Raw genomic sequence first — 21982 nt, 5'->3', positions numbered from 1 at the left:
ACCCGGTTTCGATGGTCGAGCTGTCCGCATCGGCCAGGGCCGACGATGAGAACGGGAGATCACACTCGTGCGGGATCGCGATGCCGGATCGACGGTGGGAACACTGCTGCGCCGATGGCGTACGCGGGCGTTGCTGACCCAGGAACAACTCGCCGAACAATCCGGCCTCAACGTCAGGACCGTCCGCCGGCTGGAGACCAACGAGCTCCGGCAACCACGCAGCACCTCCCTTCTGCTGCTGGCCGAAGCCCTGGAGCTGGACGGCGACGAGCGGGCCACGCTGACCGCCGCCGCCCACGGCCGCCCAGCTTCCGCCGGCACCGACCCGGCCGTGGCGGGCCCGCCGCCGGTGACGCTCCCACGGCAGCTACCGGCCGATGTCGCCGTGCTGGCGGCCCGGGAGCACGAGCTGGCGATCGTGGCAGGCCACCGGAGCGCGAACACGGTGACGGTCCTCGCCATCAACGGCATGGCCGGGATCGGCAAGACGGCGCTGGCCGTACACGCCGCCCACCGCCTCGCCCCGCGCTTCCCCGACGGGCAGCTCTACGTGGACCTGCACGGCCACGCCCCGGCCCTGGCACCGGTCGCACCGGAGGCGGCCCTGGCCCGCATGCTGCACACGCTCGGCATCGCCGACCGGCACATCCCCGCGCACGCCGACGACCGTGCCGCGCTCTATCGCAGTGTGCTGGCCGGCCGCAAGATCCTCATCGTGCTGGACGACGCCACCGACGAGCAGCAGATCCTTCCGCTGCTGCCCGCCGGCCGGGACTGCAAGGTGATCGTCACCAGCCGCCGCCGCCTGAGCCGCCCGGTCCAGGCCCGCAGCCTGTCGCTGGACGTCCTGCCGGAGGCCGCAGCGGTCGCCCTGTTCACCCGCCTGGCCGGGCGGCGGCGGATCGCGGGCACACCGGCCAGCGAACTGGCCGAGACCGTACGGCGCTGCGGACTGCTCCCCCTCGCCCTCGGCATCGCCGCCGCCCGGCTCCGGGCACGCCCGGCCTGGGACGTGCGGCACCTGCTGGACCGCCTGGCCGACGACCGGCTGGCCGAGCTGGGGACCGGACGTTACGGCGTCGCCGCCGCCCTGGACTCCTCCTACGACAGGCTGCCCGCCGACGAGCGGCGGGCCTACCGGCTGCTGGGCTCGGGCCCGCCCACCGGCTTCGGCCTCGACACGGCCGCCGCCCTGCTGGACACCACCACGACCCAGGCCAGGCGGCTTGTGGACCAGCTCCTGGACGCCCAGCTCCTGCAGGAGCCGCTCCCCAGCCGCTACCTGCTCCACGACCTGGTCCGCGACCACGCCTCGTCACTGTCGCACGCCGCGCCCGCACGCCCGGCGCTGCCACGCGGCGCCCCGTCACGCCCGGCCCACTCACGCGCCACGCCGGCGCGCCCGGCGCCGTCGTGCCCAGGACCGTCCGACGCCGCACCCCTGCGGGACCTGGCCGGTGTGCACTCCGGCATCGACTAGCGCTCCAGACCCTTGCCCGCGCCCGCCCGGCCGGCGCACCTTCAGGCGAGCGGAACCCTCCTGCGGCCTGCGGCCATCGCCACCCCGAGAGCAAGGGCGGCATAGCCGCAGGTCACGGCCAAACCCACCCAAGGCGGAAGCGGATAATAGCTCCCGAGCACCGACTGCGCCACCTCCACCTGCGCGAACGTGGGAACGCTCTGCGTGATCGCGAATCCGGCGGCAGGCGTGACCATCAGCAGCCATGGCGCCACACCCGCGCCCGCCAGCAGGTCAGGCAGCACGACCAGCGCGATGGCCAGCCCGGCGGCGACGACACGCCGCTTGACCAGCGCGGCCAGACCCAGCGCCAGCACGGCGGCGGCCGCCGTCAGCGCCGCGTAGCCGACGATCACCCGCAGCTCGGTCCCCCACGTGATCGGCTGAACCGGGTTGTGATGGGCGCGCAACAACGCCAGGCCGCCCGGGACCACGACCCCCGAGCTCACCAGCCCCGCCACGAACGCGACCACGCCGACCACCACGGCCCTGGCCGCCAGCACCCGCGCCGGAGCCCGCCCGGCCGGCAGACCGTCCCCGGACAGCCCGCGCCGGCGTTCCGCCGTGCCGAACGCGACCGCCACCACGAGCACCACCATCAACCCCACGGCCCCGCCGAGCAACGTGAGGTCAGCGCGCAGACCGCCCTCCGCCGTGGCCGGCCCGATGTCACCGCCCCCGCTCAGCACAAACGTGCCGCCGGACTCGACGACCCCGCCCGGATGATGCGGGGTCCTGCCGTCAGGCCCCAAGGAGACGCCGACGTCGTCACGCCGCCACACACCGCTCGCACCCCGCAACCCGACCTGATCGAAGGTGGCGGTGGCCTGGGCGAACGCTTGCGCCCTCTCCCACAACACGCCTGGCGAGGTCACGAACAACCCGATCTCGACCGTCTGCGGCAACCCGGCGAGCTCGACCGTGCCGACCTCGGTCCACCGCTCGCCATCGCCGGACTCGGAGCCGGTGACCGTCGCGCCCGACCTCGTCAGCCGCAACCACACCGGCCCCCGCACAGGACCGCCGGCCACGTCATGAACGAAATCGTGCTGCATCCGCACACCGTGACCGCCAGTGATCATGACAGCGGCGTACGGCGTCCCACGCGTGAGACTCTGCCTGACCACAAGCCCGGCCTTCGCCCACGGCACCACCCCCTCCTCGACACGGCGCACCCCGGGAACGACGTCCGGCAACCGCATCTGCCCCGTCATGCCCGACACACGAGCGGTGATGCTGCCGTTCCCCCTGAGCGGCTGATGCACGAAGAAGTACCTGTCGGCCACCGCCGTACCATCGGGACCCACCAAAGGCGCGGGACAGGGCCCCTCACCCTTGAAGGTCACGCACATGCTGCGAGCACCCCCGGCGACCAGCAGACCGAGCGACACCGTGACCAGCACGGAGGCCACCATGGCCGGCGCCCAGCCCCGCACCGAGCGGAACCCGGCCCACTGCGCGCGCACCACCTGCGAGAAACCGTCCGGCCCGGCCCGCCGGCCGGATCGGCAAGGCATGCAAGAAGTCATGCCGACGGTTGTACGCGGCACCCGGTTCCAGCCCGGTCGCAACCGCCGCGACCCGCCCGCGACCGAAGATCTGACATCGTTGCGCCCATGGCACCCCGACCCGGCCGCCCCGCCCTCGCCACGACCGGCGGTGAACGGCGATGAGAGTCCTCGTCGTCGAGGACTTCGAGATCCTCGCCCGCTCCATCGCCACCGGGCTGCGCCGCGAAGGCATGGCCGTCGACGTCGTCCTGGACGGAACCGCCGCCCTCGACCGCCTGACCGCCACCCGCTACGACGTGGCGATCCTCGACCGCGACCTGCCCGGCGTCCACGGGGACGACATCTGCCGGCGCCTGGCCCACGACCGCTGTCAGACCCGCGTCCTGATGCTCACCGCCGCCGGCACCATCGAGGACCGCGTCCACGGGCTCAGCCTCGGCGCCGACGACTACCTGCCCAAGCCGTTCGCGTTCGCCGAACTGGTCGCCCGCGTCCATGCCCTGGCCCGCCGCGCCACCCCGCCGCTGCCGCCCACCCTGGCATGCGGGGACCTCACCCTCGACCCGGCCCGCCGCACCGCCTCCCGGGCCGGACGGCGCCTTGACCTGAGCCCCAGGGAGTTCGCCCTCCTGGCCTGCCTGCTCGCCGTACCCGGCCTGGTCATCTCCGCCGAAGAACTGCTGGAGCGCGTCTGGGACGAGGCCGCCGACCCCTTCAGCAGCGCCGTCAAGCACACCATGCACCGGTTGCGGGCCAAACTCGGCGACCCACCCGTGATCGAGACCATCCGCGAAGGCGGCTACCGCATCGGACCGTCATGACCTCCCAGCAGCTCACCAGAAAGTCCCTGCAGACACGGCTCGCCCTCGCCTACGCGGCGGGCATCTACGCCGCCGGAGTCCTGGTCGTCGTCTTCGTCGACGTCCCGCTCGCCAGCATCCAATCGGCCGCCCCCCACGGCCACCCCCCAGCGAGCGCGATCGCCGAAACCGGGCCCGGGATCAGCCTGCCCCAGCTCCTGGCGGGATCCGCCATCGCCCTGATCATGCTGATCCCTCTCGCCCTGACCCTCGGCTGGTTCGTCGCCGGCCGATTCCTGCACCCGCTGCGCGCCATCACCGCCACCGCCCAGATCATCTCCGCCGGCGACCTCCACCGGCGCCTCGGCCTCGGCGAGCCCACCGACGAACTGACCGAGCTCGGCCACACCCTCGACGACCTGTTCGCCCGCCTCGAAGCCGCCTTCGACGCCCAACGCCACTTCGTCGCCAACGCCTCCCACGAGCTGCGCACCCCCCTGGCCGGCCTGCGCACCCTCCTGGAAGTCACCCTCGCCGACCCCGGCGCCGACGCCGGCACCCTGCGCTCGGCCTGCCGGCAGGCCCTCACGCTCGGCGCCCACCAGGAGCGGCTCGTCCAAGCACTCCTCACGCTGGCCACCAGCGAACGCGGCGTCACCCGCTGGGACACCCTCGACCTCGCCCACGTCATCGAAGACGTGCTCACCTCCCGCCGCGCCCAGGCAACGCGGGACGACATCGACCTGACCGAACACCTGAGGCCCGCGATGACGGCCGGAGACCCGAAACTGATCGAAAGCCTCGTCGCCAACCTCATCGACAACGCCATCCGCCACAACCACCCAGGCGGCCACGTCCGCGTCACCACGCAGACCTCCGGCACCCAGGCGGCCCTCACGGTCACCAACAGCGGGCCGGTCATCCCCGGCCACCAGATCCAGCGCCTCTTGCAGCCCTTCCAGAAACTGGCGCCCGATCGTCACGGCCGCCACGACGGCTCCGGGCTCGGCCTCGCCATCGTCGATGCCGTCGCCCAAGCCCACCACGCCACCCTCACCGCCGGCGCACGCCCCGGAGGCGGCCTGTCCATCACCGTGCGGTTCACGCACCGGTCTCATCCGAACCCTCCCTGACCGCACGACCGGACCTGCCGTGCGGCCACAGCCGGACCGGCGTGACGACGGTGCCGGAACGCCGTCCCGTCTGGTTCTGCAGTAGTTGAGCGGATATGACCTCATCACCGCGGTGCGGCGGGCGGCCTGATCACGGCGGCAGGTCGCGCCAGCGTTCGGCCGACGCCAGAGCATCCAGGCTGATCCGCTCCAGGAACGCACCACCCCTGGCCAGGCGGCGTCCCCCAGGCGTGTCGAGCCCGAGCGTCCGCCCCGCCGCCTTCGTGATCTCCGCCGCCGCGAGCGTCTGCCGCGCGCCGATCACCGCCGAGTGGTACCAGGCGTCGTCGTCGACCACGTAGATGTCGCGCCGCCGCCGCTCAGGTAGCCCACGGCCATGGAGATCGAGGCGGGACTGACGTTCAGCCCGCGCGTCAGCTCGGCCGCGGTGAGCCTGCCGCCCGCCCCCGCCGGCGACCTGACCGGCATGGACGCACCCCGGCACACCCGCTTCCGCAAACTGCTGGCGGGCACGTTCACCGTCCGCAGGATGAACCTGCTCACCGAGCGGATCACCGACCAACGCCGCCAACAGGGATCCGGCCAGGTTCGCAGGCCCCGACGTGCTCGATCTGCGCCGCCCGGCCGCCGGCTCGCCACGGGCCAGCCGCGCCCGGGCGATGGCGAGCTGATCAGCGGTGACCCCGACCGGCGCCAGGCGCAAACTCTGGTCCTGGCGGCGGGTGCCGGCGCGCCGGAGCTGCAGGACGGCCACGGACGACAACACCAGCGCGCCGCCGGCGAGCTGCACCGGGGTCAGGGACTCACCGAGGATGAGCGCGGCCAGTACGGCGGTGACGACGGGCTCGAAGGTGGACAGGATGGCTGCGGTCGACGGGCCGGTGCGCTTGAGCCCGGCGAAGAAGGTCAGCATCGCCACGACGGTGGAGACCACGGCGATGCAGGCCAGCCAGAACCATCCCGACACCCCGAAGCCGAGATCGACGCCGCCGGTGAGCAAGGCGCGGGCGCCGAGGGTGCCGGCCGCGCCGGTCATCACCAGCGCGGACAGCACCACCGGCGCCAGCCGGTGCACGACGGTGTCGGCGACGAGGATGTAGACGGTGTAGGTGATCGCGGAGGTGAAGGCCAGCAGCGCCCCGAGCGGGTGGAAGCTCACGCCGCCGGCGCCGAGCAGGACCAGCAGCGTTCCCCCCGAGGCGGCCGCCAGCGCGGCCCCGCGCGCGGGGGTGAGCCGGTCACGGCCGAGCAGCACCGCCACCACGGTGACCATGACCGGGTAGGTGTAGAGGATCAGAGCCAGCAGGGATGCGTCCATCAGCTGCAGCGCGGAGAAGAACAGACTCGCCTGCGTGGCGTACCCGATGGCACCCAGGCCGATGGCGACGGCCAGCACCCGGCCGCGCGTCATCGCCGGCCGACCGGCCCCCTCACCCCGAGGAGAACCGGAGGCGCGGCGCAGCCCCGGCCGAACCAGCAAGACGATCCCGAGCAGGACCGCGGCCAGGGTGAAGCGCACCAGCAGCAGCGCCCCGGGGGAGACACCGGCGTCGTAAGCGAGCTTGCCGAAGATCGCCATAGCGCCGAAGCCGGCCGCGGACAAAAGACACAGTGCTGCACCCATGCACCCAAGGATTGGACACGTGACCCATCGGGTCCAGCGATGATTTCCGGAGGTGACTCGTTAGGATTCCCGCATGATCGAGCTGGACCTTCGACGGCTGCGCTTTCTGCGGGAGTTAGAAGAACGAGGCACCCTGGCCGCAGTCGCCGCGACTCTGGGCTACAGCCCTTCCACGATCTCCCAGCAACTCGCCCTGCTGGAGAAAGAAGTCGGCGCCCGGCTGCTCGACAAGGCCGGGCGCGGTGTGCGGCTTACCGACGCCGGACACCTGCTCGCTCAGCACGCACGGGTGCTGCTCTCAGCCGCCGAGGCGGCAGAAGCCGACCTCGCCACCCTCGGCGGCGCCATCCGGGGCACTGTCCGCGCCGGCGGTCTGCAATCGGCCGCCCGCCGCCTCCTCATCCCGGCAGTGGCCCGCATGAAGGCAGACCACCCGCAGGTCGCGTGGAGATCTTCGAGCTGGAACTCGAACAGTCCCTGCCAAATCTACGCCTGGGCGCGGTCGACCTCGTCATCGGCGACGAGTACGACGGCCACCCCCGCCCACGCCCGGCCGGACTCCGCTTCACACTTCTGCTCGAAGAGCACCTGAAGATCGTGCTGCCGGCCGCGCATCCACTCGCCCAGCCCGGGAGACCCGTGGCGATCACCGACCTGCGATCCGACATCTGGGCCGCCTCCGCCGAAGGCACCGGCCACCACGCCATGGTCGTCGGGACCTGCCGCGCCCTCGGCGGCTACGAGCCCGACCTCCGGCACCGCTCCACCGACGCCGACGTCCAACTCGAACTCGTCCGCGCCGCGACAGCCGTCGCCCTCATGCCGGCCCTGACCCTGCCCAGCGACGACCCCGCCCTCGCGATCCGAGACATCGCCGAAGCCACCCTCCAACGCCGCCTGGTCGCCGTCACCCGAGACACCCCGCCCACTCCCGCACTGACCGCCCTCCTGACAGCCGTGACGGACCAGGTGCACAAGCTCGACCTGCAGAAGCCCGTTAGATCACCTGCTTAGCGTTGTTGTTGGGCCGGGAAACCACGGGCGGTCCGTCCAGAAGATCACCAGGTCACGGCGACTCCCTCGGTCATCTGCCCATCCCGGCCCCCACGCTCCGGCTCGGACTCACTTGACGAAAACCGCCCGCGCAATCCCATCAGGGGCGGCGCTCGCCTCCGCGACCAGCTCCCCGTCGGCGGACCAGATGCCCGAACGGCCGGACGTGCGGTCGAAGCCGCCACCGGTCGGACCCGCGAAGGCCGCCGTGGCGACCCACACACCGTGGTCGGCTGCGACCCGGCGGGCACGCTCGCCGTGGACCTCAGCCTCGCGATCGGCGTGGACGACCCCAGCCACATACCCGTCGATACCCAGCGCAGCCGTCTTCGCGGCGTGCTCTGGGATACCCGTGTCGCGGCACACGGCGAGCCCCAGCCGCCACCCGTCCACCTCGATCACAGCGGGCACCCCAGGCACAAAGCGAGCGGCCTCGCTGCCGTGCAGGCACACCTTCCCGTAAGCCACCCGCGCGCCATCTCCGTCCACAGCCAGAATGCCGATCCACGGACCCGGCACAGGCGCGCCGACCAGGGCAAGCGTCCCGGTCTCGGCGCACGCGGCAACGATCGGAGCCAGCCGTTCATCGTCCGGAACGACCGGCTCCGCATCCAGTTCGTATCCCGTCAAAGACATCTCAGGGAAGACCACCACCCGCGCCTCCGCCGCCCGGACGGCCTCCGCGTGAGCCACCGCGTTGGACCCCACGTCGAAAGCGATACACCTCGGCTGCGCCACCGCGATGCTCAACGACTGCTCCACCCCGAACTCCCCTCATCGAATCGCGCGATCATCCTACAGAGCGAGCCGTTGTTGATCTGAGAGCCGGGCAGTCTACTGCGAAGTCCCGCAGAACACCTTGACAGCGATGTTCATGACCTCCGCAGTGGACGGGTTACGGGTCGAGGGATTGATCGACAAGATGAGCGACTTACCGGAGTCGGAGCGGAACGCGAACGTCAGGTACCCGATCAGCTCACCGCTGTGCCCCCACACCGTGCCGCACGGCAGCGTGTACGCCTGAAGCCCGAGCCCGTAGCCGAACCCGGCCCCGGTCTCGACCGTCGTGCGCATAGCCCGCAAGGAGGGCTCACTCATGAGCTTGCCGCCGAGCAGCGCCGACATGAACGCCTCCAGGTCGCCCGCGGTCGAGATCATCTCGCCGGCGGCCCAGTCCAGAGAGGGGTTCATCCGGGTGACGTCCACCAGGCCGGGCAGCGGCTCGTACCCCTTGGCGTGCGGCGACGGCACTCCTGCCTCATTCCCCGGCACCACGGTGTGACGCAACTTCAGCGGGCGCAGGATGCGACGCTCGACCTCCTCGCCGTACGGGTTACCGGTCAGCTTCTCCACCAAAAGCCCGAGCACCACGTAGTTGGTGTTGGAGTAGTGCCACTTCCCGTCATCGGGAAGTGGCTTGGCGAAGGCGACCTTGAGCAGCTCCCGCGGCCGGTACGAGCGCAACCGGGCCTCGCCGCGCCAGCGGTTGGTCGAGTAGCCGGGCTCACTCATGTAGTCGTACAGGTGACTGGTGTGGTCGAGGAGCTTACGGACGGTGATCTGTGAGCCGCCCGGCACAAGACCGGGCAGATGCCACCCAATGGGGTCGTCGAGGCCCACCTTGTCCTCGTCCACGAGCTGGAGCACCACCGTCGCGACGAACGACTTGGTGACGCTGCCGATCCGGAAGTAGCCGCCGGAAGAAGGCCGTCCTTCGCGCTCGATGTCGCGGACGCCCACGGCGCCCGACCAGGTCCGGCCGGCGTCGGAGACCCGTGCCAGGACCGCCGTGGCGCCGTCGCCCATCACGATCTTCTCCAGGTCGGGGCCCACGCCCACGCCGGATCCACCCGCCGCCACAACCGCCGCCACCAGCACGTTCATCATCATCTGCATCATGAATGCAACGCTACGGAGATCGACTTCGCGGCAGAATGCGGTGCCCCACCCACTCTCCCTGCGGAAAACCTCAGGAAATGCCTCAAGAGCCGAGACAGCGCAGCGCTCGGACAGGTCGTCGCACCGCTGATCCCCCTCCTCCTCCGAGCTGCCGACAACCGTGCCGGCATCGGGCCGTCCGTCCCCGGCAGCGCACTGACAGAGAAGTGGCAGCGCCCCCTGACACCGTCACACCATGACCGAAAAAACGCACGTCCTCATCGCCGGCAGCGGCCCCACCGGACTCACCCTCGCCATAGAACTCGCCCGACGCGGCATCGACCACCGCATCATCGAACGCACCCCCGAACCCACCCTCGGCTCCAAAGGCAAAGGACTCCAACCCCGCACCCAAGAGATCTTCGACGACCTCGGAGTGATCCACCCCATCCTCGCCACCGCCACGACCTACCCACCACTCCGGGTCAGGATCAGCAGAATCCCCCTCTGGCAAACCCGCATGCACAAACCCGCCACCGCCACCGACGCCGTCCCCTACCCCATGGTCATGATGCACCCCCAATGGCGCACCCAAGCCATCCTCCGCGAACGCCTCGCCCACCTCGGCGGCAAGGTCGACCACAACACCGAACTCACCCACCTCGAACAAGACCCCCACGGCGTCACCGCCCACCTCAGCACCGGCACCACACTCCGCGCCGACTACCTCGTCGCCGCCGACGGCGGCAAAAGCACCATCCGCAAAGCCCTCGGCATCGCCTTCACCGGCGAAACCCGCGAAGAAGAACGCATGATCCTCGGCGACGTCCGCGCCGAAGGCCTGGACCGCGACCACATCCACGCCTGGATCCACCCCGGCGAAGGCATGATCGCCCTCTACCCCATGGCCGGCACCGACACCTTCCAGGTCCTGGCCTCCCTCAAGAGCGGCGCCACACCCGACCTCACCCTCGCCGGCTTCCAGAAAATCTTCGCCGAACGCTCCATGCAACACCACACCCGCATCACCGAACTCCTGTGGTCCTCCCTCTACCGCGTCAACATCCGCCTCGCCGACACCTACCGAGCCGGCCGCGCCTTCCTCGCCGGAGACGCCGCCCACGTCCACCCACCGGCAGGCGGACAAGGACTCAACACCGGCGTCCAGGACGCCTACAACCTCGGCTGGAAACTCGCCCGCACGCTCGCCGGCGCACCCCCATCCCTCCTCGACACCTACGAAGAAGAACGCCGCCCCATCGCCGCCCAGGCACTCGGCCTCAGCACCGGCCTCCACGACAAGAAGAGCGTCAAACGCGACGAAGAGACCTATCAGCTCCAACTCGGCTACCACGGCCGATCACTGGCCCGCCAGGGCGGAGACCGCGTGCCCGACGGCCCGTTGCACCTGGCCGACGGGACCCAGGCCCGCATGTTCGACCTGCTCCGAGGCCCGCACTTCACCCTGCTGTCCCCCGGCCCCGCGCCCAGAGTGCCGAACGGTCCCGAGGTCCGCGTGCACGCACCGGCCGAACCGTACGGCGGGCGCCGCCACACCCTGATCCGGCCGGACGGATACGTCGGAATCGCCACCGACTCCGCCGACGAACTCGCCGCCTACCTGACCCTGGTCTGACCTGGTTGAGGGGTTTTGGTTATCGATGAGAAAATTGATTTTCCTAAAACGGAGCGCCTTTACATTGTAGATTTCTAAGCGCAAGAGAGCGCGGTGTTGGCCCGAAGGAACGAGGTGAGGGCGGCGGCGACCTCGGCAGGCCGTTCGGCATGGGGCAGGTGGCCCGTACCGTCGAAGACACGGAGCTCGGCATGGGGCAGGGCGATGCGCAGGCGCTCGGGCTCGGGCAGCGGAGTGACCCGGTCCCCACTCCCCCAGAGGACGAGGGTGGGAACGCCCCGGTCGTCGTTGCGCCGGTAGAGGGCGCCGGCGTCGTGGACGGGCATCCGGCGCACGGAGGAGAGCACGGCCCGCTGAAATCCGGGCGCGGTGACGTAGGGACGGAACCGGGAGCGCAACGCCTGCACGACCTCGGGCCGGTCGGAGTAGTCGGGCAGGCGGGCCAGCAGGACGGCAGTGCCGGCGAGCGCGAGCAGCGCGTCGCCGAGCACCGGACGCTGCATCAGCCGCACGGCCGGGGACATGTGGACGCCGAAGCCGTCCGGCGCGACGTAGGTCAGACTCGCCACCCGCTCGGGACGGCGGTCGGCGAAGCGGGCGGTGATGAGGGCCCCGAACGCGAGCGCGACCAGGTGCACGGGCCCGGCCGGCCGCACATGGTCGAGTAACTCGGTGAGCTGGCGGTCGAAGGCGTCGGCGTCGTAGGAGATGCGCGGCGCGGCCGAGGCGCCCCGGCCGATCAGGTCGTAGCGCAGGACGCGGAAGCCGTTGGCGGCGACGGCGTCGGCGAGGCCGTCCCAGACGAACATCGGCAGGGTGGCGCCGGGCACGAAGACGACGACGGGCGCGTCGGCCGGCCCGTCGAGCCGGTAGTGGGTACGGCCGGCGGGCAGATCGAGGAACTGCTCGGTCAGGTCAGGCATCGTCGGATGTTCCTTCGTCGAGGAGGTGGCGGGTGGCAGGAGTGGCCTGGGCGATGCTGTCGTGGGCGAGGCCGCGCATGATCTGCCGCCAGCCCTCGGTCGCGGCCGGGCCGGCGGCGCCGAAGACGGCGGACAGGTGGGCGAGCTGGGGGCCGGTGGCGGCGCGTTCGAGCGCCTGCCCCTCGGCCGTGGCCGACAGTGACCGCTCGCGCCCGCTGCGTGCGGAGATGTCGCCCGTGACCAGGTTGCGGCGCCGCAGGTCCGACAGCGGCCGGTGCAGCGCCTGACGAGAGATGCCGAGCGCCGCGGCCAGCTCGCCGACGCTGATGCCGGCGCTGCGGGCCACGACGTACAGCACCCGGTGGTGCACCCGGCCGAGCCCGTGCTCGGCGAGCACGGCGTCGGCGTCATCGACGAAGGAACGCCAGCCAAGGAAGAACAGAGCGACATCATGCTCGTCTACGGACATATCAACAATATTGACGTATCTCGGAGAAGCGGGCAAGTGGGCCCGCTCGCCCAACGTGCCGTGACGACCTTCAAGCGACTGCCCGCGTCGACGTGCCTCGGTGAGGCCGGGCTGGGGTGCCGGTGGAGGAAGCAGCCGATCTGCTGTTCGGCCTGCTGATACCCCCCCGCCCAGCGCGTCGTCACCGAGGTGGGGCTCGCGTGTTGTGCGCTGTCCGGCCCCTCCAGACGCCGAGGATGTCCAGAGCGTGGTTGAACTCGGCCGTGGAATTGCCGTCGATGAGTACCAGGTCGACGCCGAATCCGGGCGCGATCCTGCCGCTGCCGACAAGGCGAAGCACTGGGCGGGGGCCCGGTGGCGGCGGTCAGGGCCTTCCGGGACTACCCAAGCAGCAGCGGACGAAGTCTTCGATGACGGGATTGGCGTCGTCGGCGGGTGCCCAGGCCACGCCGATCTGGCTAGGGCTAACGCCGGTGACGGGCCGGAAGGTGACGCCGGGGCGGCTGTAGAAGCGGGCAGCAGATTGGGGGGCCAGAGCGATGCCGTAGCCGTTGGCGATCGCGCTGAGCCAGTCGTCAGGCTGCTCCACGACGGCACCGATGCGGACAGGATGGCCATCACGTTCGTCAGCGGCCAGCCAGAAATCCCTCCAGCGCCCGGTCTCGGCAGGAGCCGCCAGGAACGACTCGTCCCACAGGTCGGCGAAGGAGATCACCTCGCGTGAGGCGAACGGGTGGGCCGTGGGCAGCGCGACCCAGCGGGGCTCGACGAACAGTACTTCCACCCGTAGGGCATCCTGCCCAGGGAAAGGAAGCCGCACGATGGCGACATCCACCTCCCCTGAGGCGAGCCCAGCGGTCGGATTGGACCAGGTGGCCTGCCGCATGTCCGCCCGCCAGTCCGGCCGGAGCCGGGCGAACTCCGCGATGATGTGCTGGGTGGCCTCGTTGGCGGCACTGGCCAGGTAGCCGATCCGCAACACACGCTCTGCCTGGCTGGCCACGCTCTTGGTCTCCCGCAGGATCCGGTCCCAGCTCTCCAGCAGGGCGGGTACCTCCTCGGCCAGAACCCGCCCCGGTTCGGTGAGAGCCATGCCGGCCCGCGAGCGGGTGAACAGTCGCACACCGAGCAGGCTTTCCAGTTGCTTGATCTGTTTCGTCAGCGCCGGTTGCGACACGAAGAGCTGTTGCGCGGCGCGGGTCAGGTTCCCTTCCTCCGCTACGGCGGCGAAGTACCGCAATAGCCGCGTGTCGACATCCATGCCTCCAGGTTATAGAAGCAGGTATTAGACGCCAAGCTGTGCCCTCGGAGAGGCTTGATGCCGTGAGCGGGCAACGGGCCCGTCGATCTCACGCTATTTCCAGGAGTAGCCATGTCTGTCCTCATGATCTCGTACCAGGTGGCTGACGAGGGCGTCGCCGAGGTGGTCGAGGCGGTCGGAAAGGCCTTCGCCGCCGTGGACGCACAGCGGCCTGATGGCATCAGGTACGCATATCTGCGCAGGGCCGGCAGCACCGAGTTCGTCGCGCTGCTGGAGCTTGCCGATGGCGTGGAGAATCCGCTGCCCGGCATCGCCGAGGCGCGCCAGCTCCAGGCGAGCGTTGCCAAGTGGGCGGTGGGACCGTCCCCGACCCCCCAGGCTTTCGACGTTCTCGGTGACTACCGCATGCTCGGCTGAACGAGGGTCAGCCGCAATGTTCGCTGCTTACGTCGTGGTCACGGTCGTCACGATCGTGACCATTGCGGGGATCGTCCTCGCGGACTTCGCCCGGGCGAGATTCGTCCTGGCCAACTCGGCGGAGGTGGGTCTGTCTCCGTCCTGGATCCCCCTGCTCGCATGGCTGAAAGCCGCGGGCGCCGTTGGGCTCTTGCTGGGGCTTGTGGGCGTGCGGCTCGTCGGCCTCGCCGCCGCTGCCGGGCTCGTGCTGTTCTTCACCGGCGCCGTTGTGGCCCATCTTCGGGCCCGCGTCTTTCATAACATCGCCTTTCCGGGAGGCTACCTGGCACTGGCCATCGGATCCTTCACCCTGGCCGCCATGCAGTAGCCGCGTGGATCCGGCACGTTCGGGTTGACGCGCAGGGGCAACCCCATGCGCGTCAACTGCCTCTCGAAGGTGCCTAAGAAGTCCTAAACTCGATCTTTCTCGACCTTGAGCTGGGGGCGTTCACGAATGAGCCCCACCTGCAGCGGAGGGAGTGCTACCTTGATCGCTTCCTGCCAAGAGAGTGATCGTTTCCCGGCCTCCGCCGAGGCACCCTTTGCACGGCCCGGACGCGTTAGGGCCATGGGGTGATGTCAGGCAAGTTCCGGCGCGCCACCATGCTCAGGCGAGTAGTAGTGCGCGATGGACGCGTATGAGGGCATCGACTGCAGGTGCCGAGGTTCCAGACGGACGCCGGTACGGTGCTCGGCAAGGGCGAGTGCGGCCTGGAGGTGGCGGTCGATGAACCCGTCGCCAGAATCCTGGTAGCCGGGGATCATGTCGAGATACTCGCTGTCGAGAAGTTGGTCGTCCGGGTGGCGCATGGGGCTGTAGCCGCGATACATGGGATCGAACTTGGCGCGCACCTGGCCGTCGACGGCGGAGAGGAAGGTGGCATGCCAGTTGACGTTGCGTTTGACGCTGGCGATGATCGCACCGGCCGATAGATCGCGAACGACGTCTCGCATGATGCCCGCGTAGCCACCCCATTCGATCATGACGGATCCCCCCGATGCAGTGCCCACCTCGATGCCGCCCGGGCCGATGTAGTCGGGGTCGTCCACCGCCCGCAGGCGGCGCAGCACGTCCTCCGGATCAAGCGCCTTGGCGAAGGTGAAGCAGAAGCCGGAGTCGAAGCGGTAGCCGAACTCCTCCAGCCAGCGATAGCCATCGGCCGTCACGCTGTTCATAGCCATCTCCTTTGTCGGCAACCGCCATCATTCCGCGACATCTGACGGGATCACGTGGCCCATCAGATGATCTTTCACTTCCCAGCGGATGAGCCGTGTCTCTCACCCGATTCGGAAACCCCTGAAATGTTCCGTCGCAGCGAAGGTTGAGCAATCTCATCGAAGGTTGAGTGATCGCGATAGCTCCCAGACTCGGACTAATCTGCACATATCCGGAAGAAGGAGAGATCAACGTGGAAGTTCGGCCAGGAGACACCGGACCCTTCGAGAGTGACGAGGCCTACGACGACCTCCATGACGTGGAGGAAGCCGACGATCTGGCCACTGCGCTCCACGAACTCATGAGCGGCCTCGACGCAAACGCCCCCATTTACCTCGGGGATGTCGAAGGTCCGGTGGCCGCTGCCTGCCTCGTTGCCTGCCGCTTCGCCGAGCTTACGCCGGACGAGGAATGGGCCGCTGAATGGCTGAAACGAAACTCATTCTTAGCGGACATCACCCTCCGCCAGCTCGCTTCGTCCGTCCTGGACATCGCAACTCGCCCCGACGACAACGAGCTGTACGACCTTTGGCAGACCCCTGAAGCACGCGAGCGCTGGCTTCAGGACCTTGACGTCTATCGGGGTGCGCTTTTTCCTGCCTCAGACTCAGGAGCATGATTCGTCACTAGGTCGTCTTCGACGAAACCATGACCTAGCGCTCGCCCACATTGAGCATGATCATCTTGCTGTGTGCGGCGACGCGCCGCTTTCCCGCAGGTTGGTTTCGGCGCGGGCTTGGGCTGCCTGACGTGCGTCCGAGCACCAGAGCCGAAGCAGGCCACGGGGGTCGTCACGAGGCAGCACAGCATCGCATCGCCCGCATCGCCGACGCAGTGGCTGGGCCGCTCGACGGCAGTCGCGAGAGCACCAGCGAGACGGGGCAGGCGAGGTGAAGGAGGTCCCGCAGGTCTCGCATGAGTTCACGATCGATGGTTGTGGCGCTGGTCGGAAACGTTCGGGGTGGCGCCGGCGGTATGCCATTTGGCGGCAAGTGGCCGAACACCAGCGAGCTGCTCCCTGCACTCCGAGGCGGAGCGGGGCGGCGCACCTCTCGCAGAGGAATCCGGCAAGGGTGCGCCGTAGAACGTCCTGGGTACGTCCGCTTGCGGCTGCGAGGCGGCCAGCGCTTCGGTGAGATGGAGGTGTGGGCGCTGGAGGCGTACGGCGCCGCCTACGCCCTGCAGGAGCTCCTGACCATCAAGTCCGACGACGTCCTTGGCCGCGTGAAGGTCTACGAGGCCATCGTCAAGGGCGAGAACATCCCCGAGCCGGGCATTCCCGAGTCCTTCAAGGTCCTCATCAAGGAAATGCAGTCGCTGTGCCTGAACGTCGAGGTGCTCTCCAGCGACGGCATGTCCATCGCGCTGCGCGACACCGACGAGGACGTCTTCCGCGCGGCGGAGGAGCTCGGCATCGATCTGTCCCGGCGCGAGCCCAGCAGCGTCGAGGAGATCTGACCGGGCGGCGGCGCGTGCCCGCGAGCGACCACGCGTTCCTGGCCATTGACATGGTGTGTCATTTGTCTGCATCTTCGTACCCGACGGTAAGGAAGGTGATCGCGTGTCCGAGCCCGGCACGGCCGCCGCCCCGGAGCGGACGCCCGCGTGGCGCTACGCCATCGGGATGTTCGGCACATCCATCCCGATCAACATGATCAAGGGATCGATGATCCTTTTCTACGTCGACATCCTGGGGCTCGACGTCCGCGCCTACGGCGTGGTCATGGTGGTCTACGCGGTCATCGACGCGCTCGACAACCCGCTGCTCGGCCACCTCTCCGACCGCACCCGGAGCCGGTTCGGCCGGCGCCGGCCGTGGCTGCTCGTCGGCGCGCCGATGCTCGCGGCCTGCATGATCGCCTTCTTCTCCGCGCCGGACTCTCTGAAGGGCGCCGGCCTCCTGGTGTGGTTCGCGGTGTTCGCGATCCTGTGTGAGGCTTTCGACTCGATGCTCAACGCCAACTACGGCGCGCTGCTCCCCGAGCTGTTCCCGCAGGAGCGCGACCGCGCCGTGGCCAACGGCCTGCGCCAGGGCTTCCAGCTCGTGGCGCTCGTGATCTCGCTCGCGGTCACCCCGTTGCTCACGACGGGGGTGTTCGGCACCGAGGACTCCACCCAGGGCTTCCAGATCACCGCGATCATCTATGGCGCGGTCGCGCTCGTGGTGATCGTGTTCATGGCGCTCGGCGCGCGCGAGAGTCCCCGCTACTCCACGCGCGAGCGGCCGCTGCTGCTGCCCAGCGTGTGGTCGATCGTGCGCAACCCGATGTTCTGGACGGTCGGGCTCACCGGCGCCTGTTACGGGATAGCCATGGCGCTCGTGCTCTCGGGCATCCAGCTGTACGTCCGTTACTCGCTCGGGCTCCCGGTCGGGAACGCGCTCTACCTGCAGGGCATCGTCATCCTCGTCTCGGCGGGCGGCCTCGTGGTCTGGACGCGCGTCGTCGCACGTCGCGGCGCCCTGTGGACCTGGCGGCTGGCCTTCGCGCTCCTCGCGGTCAGCTTCGCGGCCTTGTTCTTCGCCACCGACCTCGTTACCGCCATCGCGGCGGGGGTGTTCGTCGGGGCCGGGTGGTCGGGCATGCTCGCGACGAACGACCTCATCGTCGCGCGGGTGCTGGACGCCGACGCGGCGCGCAACGGGGAGCACCGCGAAGGGCTCTTCCTGTCCGCGTTCGGTTTCTTCGCCCGGCTCAACGGGATCGTGACCGGTCTCGCGCTCACCTCGCTGGGCGTGTTCTTCGGCTACAACTCGGGTGACGACCCCGGCGCCGACCCCGGGCTCGCGTTCCGGTTATACCTGTGCGTGTACCCGTTCGTGCTGACGGCGATCGGCGCGGTCGGGGCGCGATTCGTCTCGGTCCCGATCGAGACGCCGCCCGAGGCGGCCGATCCGGTCGAGCCGATCGGGCCACCCTCCGGTCCCGTGGACGAGGCCGCCGTGGAGCGCCCCCGATGACCCGCCGCGTGGTGATCACGGCCGACGATCTCGGCCGGGAACCCGGGACGACGGAGGTCATCGCCGCCCTGCTCGCCGAGGGACAGGTCACCGCGACGACGCTCATCTGCCTCTCGCCGGTCGCGGAGCGGGCCGCGACCCGGGTCCGGGAGCTCGGCGTCGTGCCGCGGCTGCACGTGACGCTCACGAGCGAGCGCGGAGTCCCGCGCTGGCGGCCTCTCGACGGCGCGGCGAGCCTCGTCGATCCGGACGGAACGCTCAGCGACGATCCGCTGGCCCTCGGAGCCCGCGGCGAGGCCCAGGACGTCATCCGCGAGGCGGACGCGCAGCTGCACTGGATGCGCGACCGGGACCTTGCGCCCGTGGCGGCCGACTCCCACGCCGGCACCCTCTACGGCCTGCACGGCCGATCGTGGCTCGCCGAGGCGCTTGAGTGGTGCGCGCGCCACGGCCTGGCCTTCCGGCTGCCCCGTGACCCGGAGCCGTACTTCGGCGGACCGCTCCCTTCGCCGTTCGCGGCGGCGCACGAGCGGGCCGTCGCCCTCGCCGACGCGCTGGGCGTGTCCATCCCGCAGACGATCGCGACCAACCGGCGTGGCGCACACGACCTCGGTGCCTATGAGCAGCTGCGGGACGACTACCTCCGCCGGCTCGCGGCCCTACCCGAGGGCACGAGCGAGTTGTTCCTGCACCCGTCCCGCGAGGACGCGGTCACGGGACCGGACGGCATCGTACGGACCTGGGAGGCGCGGCTGCTGCGTGACCCGGTGTGGCACGACGCTCTCGACAGTGAGGGCGTCGAGGCTGTCGGAGGCTGGTGGACCTGACCCGTCGCACGTCGCCGGGTACGGTCACGCCCGCTGGTCGGCGGCGAGGAAAGACGTCAGCAGGAGGAGCAGGACCTGAGGGCGGTCCAGCGGGATGATGTGGCCGCAGTCCTCGATGACATGGCCGATGAGATCGTCGGTGACCGGTCGCAACTGCCGTTCGAGCGCGTTCCCGACGGGATGCGCGCCGATGGCCATGGTGGGCACGGTGAGCCGGTGGGCGGCGACAGCGTGCTGGATCTGCTGTGCGCTGGTGGGCATGGCTCGATAGTAGGAGAAGGCGCAGCGCAGCGCGTCGGCTCCGGTGTACGCGCTGACGAAGGCGTCCCGCGTCTGGCGTGGCACACCGCGGCCGTGGGTGCCGGTGGTGAGGAACCAGCTGACGTAGTCGGCTTCGTGCCCGGTCAGGACCGTTTCGGCGAGCCCGGGAACCGCGTGGAAGCCGAACCACCACGGCGCCCCGCCGGCGAGGAAGTCCTCGGCGCCGGGCAGCCGCCCCAGCAACGACTCCATGAGGACCAGCCGGCGGACGCGAGCGGGCCGCCGCATGGCGAGAAGGAACGCCGGAGGGGCGCCCGCGTCGATGGCGACGACCGCCGCCGACGGTTCCCCGAGAGCGTCGAGGAGTTCTTCGGCGTCGGTGGCGAGGGTGCCCGCGTCATAGCCGTCGACAGCCCTCGTGGTGGCGCCGAGTCCGCGCAGGTCCGGGGCGATGACACGGTACTGCCGGGCGAGGCCGGCGATGACCTCGGTCCACAGCTGCCAGGTGTGCGGGAAGCCGTGGAGCAGCAGGACGGCGGGCCCGCTCCCGGCGATCGCCACGTTGGTCTCGATGCCGTTGGTCGTGATCCGCCGCAGAGAGATCCCGGCGGCGGAGTGGTCGGAGGTGAGAGGAGACGGTGCGGCGGGCATAAGGCCTTCCCAGTGGTTACCAATGGTTACGAGGAAAGGTTAGGTAACCTGGAGTGCTAGGCCAAGACGGCACTTTTGCGACAGGTGGTGAGTTCCAGGTGACCTCCTCTCTGGCTCCGGCGGCGCGTGGCGATCTTTTCGATCCCCAGTGCCCGACTCGTCGGCTGCTCGATCGCATCGGCACGAAGTGGACGTCCATGGCCGTCAAGGTCCTCGCGGAGGCCGCCCCGGACGAGGTGCGCTTCGCCGAGCTCCGACGGCGGATGCCCGGGGTCTCGCAGAAGATGTTGTCGGTGACCTTGCGCAGCCTGGCCCGCGACGGCCTGATCGCCCGCCGCGTGGAGCCAGCCGTGCCGCCGCGGGTGCACTACCGGCTGACCGACCTGGGCGCGTCGCTCGAGGTCACGCTCGCCGCTGTCAGGAACTGGGCCGAGGAGCACATGGCCGAGATCGACCGCGTTAACGCGATCAACGACGCCCAGGCAGACGGCGCCGACGAGTAGCCACACACATCGGACGGATTTGTGGTGAAAGGTCGGCGGAATTCATCCGGCCATGAACCGGAAAAGCTCCGGAATTGGGTGCCGGTAGGAAACGTGTCATGAGCCCCAAACGAGCGGCTCGTCAGCCCGAAGCCTGCTCCGATCTTGTGCGAAATCGAACGATTCTCGACATGATCGACATGGCAGCCGTCTCATTCGCTCGCCTCCGGCTCCACTTGCGACTCCTAGTCAGTTACGGAATCAAGTTCGAGGACGACCGGAGTCCACCCGTCCGGCCGCGGAGTGCCAGCCATCCACCCGGAGGGCGATACAGACTTCTTCAAGACAGAACTCGAGCTCGGCCACTGCCTGCGCCTGCCCGCCGAGGGCCCGTGCGAGTGCGACCTCTATTTGACCTGCGCCAAGTTCGTCACCACTCCGGCCTACGCCCCACGACTCCGGGCCCCCCTGGAAGTCGAACAGCAACTGATCCGGGACGCTGACGAACGCGGCTGGACCCGCGAAGTCGAACGACACCAGGCCGTGGTCCGGCGGCTCGATGCCCTCCTTGCTGACCTCAGACAAGGTCCCCATCCAGACGACCCTCCGCCGGCCGACACCGATGATCGAGGGCTTTGTCGGGGCTGAATGCGAGACTCCGCACATGAATCTCTACGTTCAGGCAGCCCAACGTGAACACGTGTGAGCCGTTCACCTTCGAGCCGACCAACGAAGGGTGGCGTCGCACGAGAATCGCTCGCGGGGAGCTCTGTGATCAGCCGTTCCCGTTAGCCGCTGGCGTGACCGACGTGATCTTCGACCGCGCGCGATTGGTGAACGTGGACTTCACCGAGGCGGTTCCCCTGCTTTGTCGCCTTTGGCAGTGCGTTCGATGGCTGCGACTTCTCCGGCACCGCCTTCGAACAACTGTTGATGGGCAGCACTGGCGCCGCCGCCCATGGAGAGGAGTGGGACGGCGCCGCGTGGCCGCAGAGCGTCTTTCGCGATTGCGTGTTCCGCCGCACTCGATTCGCGCATTTCACTGCCTTCGGCAACGTCCGGTTTGAGAGGTGCACCTTCGACCGGTCTCGCCGGCGGCAGCAGACGAACACGAGCGAGGCGGAGTTCGTCGACTGCGTTTTCCTCGGTCCGGTACGCAGCATCAACTTCTGGGGCCGGCCGGCCGATCGCGATCAGGCAGTGCTGGGCAGAGGTCACAACGACTTCACCGGCAACGACTTCACCGCCGCCGAACTCGACGACGTTTCCTTCCGGGGTCCTGGGACTATCCGGCCGAGAATTAGCGCTAACGACTGAGCCGCA

At 69.5% G+C, this 21982-nt stretch carries 23 protein-coding genes and 1 pseudogene; 14 read left to right on the top strand and 10 right to left on the bottom strand.

What is annotated here, in order from left to right:
• Window positions 1–67 precede the first annotated feature (67 nt).
• Window positions 68–1480, top strand: a complete 1413-nt coding sequence (locus tag ACWD0F_RS33160) for an NB-ARC domain-containing protein (RefSeq protein ID WP_449882599.1) — start codon at window positions 68–70, stop codon at window positions 1478–1480.
• 41 nt (window positions 1481–1521) lie between these two features.
• On the opposite strand, the gene ACWD0F_RS33155 is transcribed toward ACWD0F_RS33160, so the two are convergent.
• A complete protein-coding gene (locus tag ACWD0F_RS33155) occupies window positions 1522–3036 on the bottom strand; it encodes a hypothetical protein (RefSeq protein ID WP_449882596.1) in 1515 nt (504 codons plus the stop codon).
• Window positions 3037–3188: 152 nt separating this feature from the next.
• On the opposite strand from ACWD0F_RS33155, the gene ACWD0F_RS33150 reads away from it, so the two are divergent.
• Window positions 3189–3851, top strand: coding sequence for a response regulator transcription factor (locus ACWD0F_RS33150; RefSeq protein WP_449882594.1), 663 nt, complete (start codon window positions 3189–3191; stop codon window positions 3849–3851).
• Complete coding sequence (locus tag ACWD0F_RS33145; protein ID WP_449882591.1) at window positions 3848–4963, top strand: sensor histidine kinase; 1116 nt, start codon at window positions 3848–3850, stop codon at window positions 4961–4963. The genes ACWD0F_RS33150 and ACWD0F_RS33145 overlap by 4 nt, the downstream gene beginning before the upstream one ends.
• Before the next feature lie 130 nt (window positions 4964–5093).
• On the opposite strand, the gene ACWD0F_RS33140 is transcribed toward ACWD0F_RS33145, so the two are convergent.
• The gene (locus ACWD0F_RS33140) at window positions 5094–6587 is read right to left on the bottom strand and encodes a DMT family transporter (RefSeq protein WP_449882588.1); all 1494 of its coding nucleotides are present in this window, start codon (window positions 6585–6587) and stop codon (window positions 5094–5096) included.
• A gap of 73 nt (window positions 6588–6660) precedes the next feature.
• Between ACWD0F_RS33140 and ACWD0F_RS33135 the strand changes: the two genes are divergently transcribed.
• On the top strand, window positions 6661–7179 hold the full coding sequence (locus tag ACWD0F_RS33135; RefSeq protein ID WP_449882585.1) for a LysR family transcriptional regulator: 519 nt from the start codon (window positions 6661–6663) through the stop codon (window positions 7177–7179).
• Entirely contained in the window at window positions 7065–7601 is a 537-nt protein-coding gene (locus tag ACWD0F_RS33130; protein WP_449882717.1) for a LysR substrate-binding domain-containing protein, read from the top strand. Before ACWD0F_RS33135 ends, ACWD0F_RS33130 begins: the two co-directional genes overlap by 115 nt.
• A gap of 108 nt (window positions 7602–7709) precedes the next feature.
• Here ACWD0F_RS33130 and ACWD0F_RS33125 read toward each other — a convergent pair whose 3' ends face one another.
• Both ACWD0F_RS33125 and ACWD0F_RS33120 read right to left on the bottom strand, forming a co-directional pair.
• Window positions 7710–8390 (bottom strand): carbon-nitrogen hydrolase family protein, encoded by a 681-nt coding sequence (locus ACWD0F_RS33125; protein ID WP_449882582.1) that lies wholly within the window; start codon window positions 8388–8390, stop codon window positions 7710–7712.
• 84 nt (window positions 8391–8474) lie between these two features.
• Window positions 8475–9539: a serine hydrolase domain-containing protein gene (locus ACWD0F_RS33120; RefSeq protein ID WP_449882581.1), complete on the bottom strand. Its 1065-nt coding sequence runs from the start codon at window positions 9537–9539 to the stop codon at window positions 8475–8477.
• Window positions 9540–9774: 235 nt separating this feature from the next.
• Here ACWD0F_RS33120 and ACWD0F_RS33115 point away from each other — a divergent pair, with 235 nt between their 5' ends.
• Window positions 9775–11154, top strand: coding sequence for an FAD-dependent monooxygenase (locus tag ACWD0F_RS33115; RefSeq protein WP_449882579.1), 1380 nt, complete (start codon window positions 9775–9777; stop codon window positions 11152–11154).
• A 74-nt stretch (window positions 11155–11228) separates the two neighbouring features.
• On the opposite strand, the gene ACWD0F_RS33110 is transcribed toward ACWD0F_RS33115, so the two are convergent.
• The 3 genes from ACWD0F_RS33110 to ACWD0F_RS33100 form a co-directional block, all read right to left on the bottom strand.
• Window positions 11229–12077, bottom strand: a complete 849-nt coding sequence (locus ACWD0F_RS33110; protein ID WP_449882576.1) for an alpha/beta fold hydrolase — start codon at window positions 12075–12077, stop codon at window positions 11229–11231.
• Window positions 12070–12546: a MarR family winged helix-turn-helix transcriptional regulator gene (locus ACWD0F_RS33105; protein ID WP_449882574.1), complete on the bottom strand. Its 477-nt coding sequence runs from the start codon at window positions 12544–12546 to the stop codon at window positions 12070–12072. The genes ACWD0F_RS33110 and ACWD0F_RS33105 overlap by 8 nt, the downstream gene beginning before the upstream one ends.
• 364 nt (window positions 12547–12910) lie before the next feature.
• The gene (locus tag ACWD0F_RS33100) at window positions 12911–13807 is read right to left on the bottom strand and encodes a LysR family transcriptional regulator (protein ID WP_449882573.1); all 897 of its coding nucleotides are present in this window, start codon (window positions 13805–13807) and stop codon (window positions 12911–12913) included.
• Between the two features lie 111 nt (window positions 13808–13918).
• On the opposite strand from ACWD0F_RS33100, the gene ACWD0F_RS33095 reads away from it, so the two are divergent.
• Complete coding sequence (locus tag ACWD0F_RS33095; protein ID WP_449882570.1) at window positions 13919–14224, top strand: hypothetical protein; 306 nt, start codon at window positions 13919–13921, stop codon at window positions 14222–14224.
• A 16-nt stretch (window positions 14225–14240) separates the two neighbouring features.
• Window positions 14241–14591 carry a DoxX family protein gene (locus ACWD0F_RS33090; RefSeq protein ID WP_449882567.1) on the top strand — a complete coding sequence of 117 codons (351 nt, stop codon included), beginning with the start codon at window positions 14241–14243 and terminating at the stop codon, window positions 14589–14591.
• A 251-nt stretch (window positions 14592–14842) separates the two neighbouring features.
• On the opposite strand, the gene ACWD0F_RS33085 is transcribed toward ACWD0F_RS33090, so the two are convergent.
• Window positions 14843–15439 (bottom strand): DUF6461 domain-containing protein, encoded by a 597-nt coding sequence (locus ACWD0F_RS33085; protein WP_449882565.1) that lies wholly within the window; start codon window positions 15437–15439, stop codon window positions 14843–14845.
• A gap of 233 nt (window positions 15440–15672) precedes the next feature.
• Here ACWD0F_RS33085 and ACWD0F_RS33080 point away from each other — a divergent pair, with 233 nt between their 5' ends.
• The 4 genes and pseudogenes from ACWD0F_RS33080 to ACWD0F_RS33065 all read left to right on the top strand — a co-directional run bounded on the left by ACWD0F_RS33080 (window position 15673) and on the right by ACWD0F_RS33065 (window position 19265).
• Window positions 15673–16098 carry a DUF4259 domain-containing protein gene (locus ACWD0F_RS33080; protein WP_449882563.1) on the top strand — a complete coding sequence of 142 codons (426 nt, stop codon included), beginning with the start codon at window positions 15673–15675 and terminating at the stop codon, window positions 16096–16098.
• Window positions 16099–16595: 497 nt separating this feature from the next.
• A pseudogene (locus tag ACWD0F_RS33075) lies at window positions 16596–16937 on the top strand (DNA-directed RNA polymerase subunit beta); the annotation flags it as partial.
• Between the two features lie 103 nt (window positions 16938–17040).
• A complete protein-coding gene (locus tag ACWD0F_RS33070) occupies window positions 17041–18438 on the top strand; it encodes an MFS transporter (RefSeq protein ID WP_449882560.1) in 1398 nt (465 codons plus the stop codon).
• On the top strand, window positions 18435–19265 hold the full coding sequence (locus ACWD0F_RS33065) for a carbohydrate deacetylase (RefSeq protein ID WP_449882557.1): 831 nt from the start codon (window positions 18435–18437) through the stop codon (window positions 19263–19265). Before ACWD0F_RS33070 ends, ACWD0F_RS33065 begins: the two co-directional genes overlap by 4 nt.
• 24 nt (window positions 19266–19289) lie before the next feature.
• On the opposite strand, the gene ACWD0F_RS33060 is transcribed toward ACWD0F_RS33065, so the two are convergent.
• The gene (locus ACWD0F_RS33060) at window positions 19290–20177 is read right to left on the bottom strand and encodes an alpha/beta fold hydrolase (protein WP_449882555.1); all 888 of its coding nucleotides are present in this window, start codon (window positions 20175–20177) and stop codon (window positions 19290–19292) included.
• A gap of 98 nt (window positions 20178–20275) precedes the next feature.
• Here ACWD0F_RS33060 and ACWD0F_RS33055 point away from each other — a divergent pair, with 98 nt between their 5' ends.
• Entirely contained in the window at window positions 20276–20680 is a 405-nt protein-coding gene (locus ACWD0F_RS33055; RefSeq protein WP_449882553.1) for a winged helix-turn-helix transcriptional regulator, read from the top strand.
• Between the two features lie 240 nt (window positions 20681–20920).
• Here the strand turns inward: ACWD0F_RS33055 and ACWD0F_RS33050 are convergent, their stop codons facing one another.
• The gene (locus ACWD0F_RS33050; RefSeq protein WP_449882550.1) at window positions 20921–21253 is read right to left on the bottom strand and encodes a hypothetical protein; all 333 of its coding nucleotides are present in this window, start codon (window positions 21251–21253) and stop codon (window positions 20921–20923) included.
• 339 nt (window positions 21254–21592) lie between these two features.
• Between ACWD0F_RS33050 and ACWD0F_RS33045 the strand changes: the two genes are divergently transcribed.
• Entirely contained in the window at window positions 21593–21976 is a 384-nt protein-coding gene (locus ACWD0F_RS33045) for a hypothetical protein (protein WP_449882548.1), read from the top strand.
• The last annotated feature ends 6 nt before the right edge of the window (window positions 21977–21982 follow it).

It is taken from the genome of Nonomuraea sp. NPDC002799, from assembly GCF_053592075.1.
The sequence above is the reverse complement of the archived record's forward strand: the minus strand, read 5'-3'. Positions and strand labels throughout refer to the sequence as shown.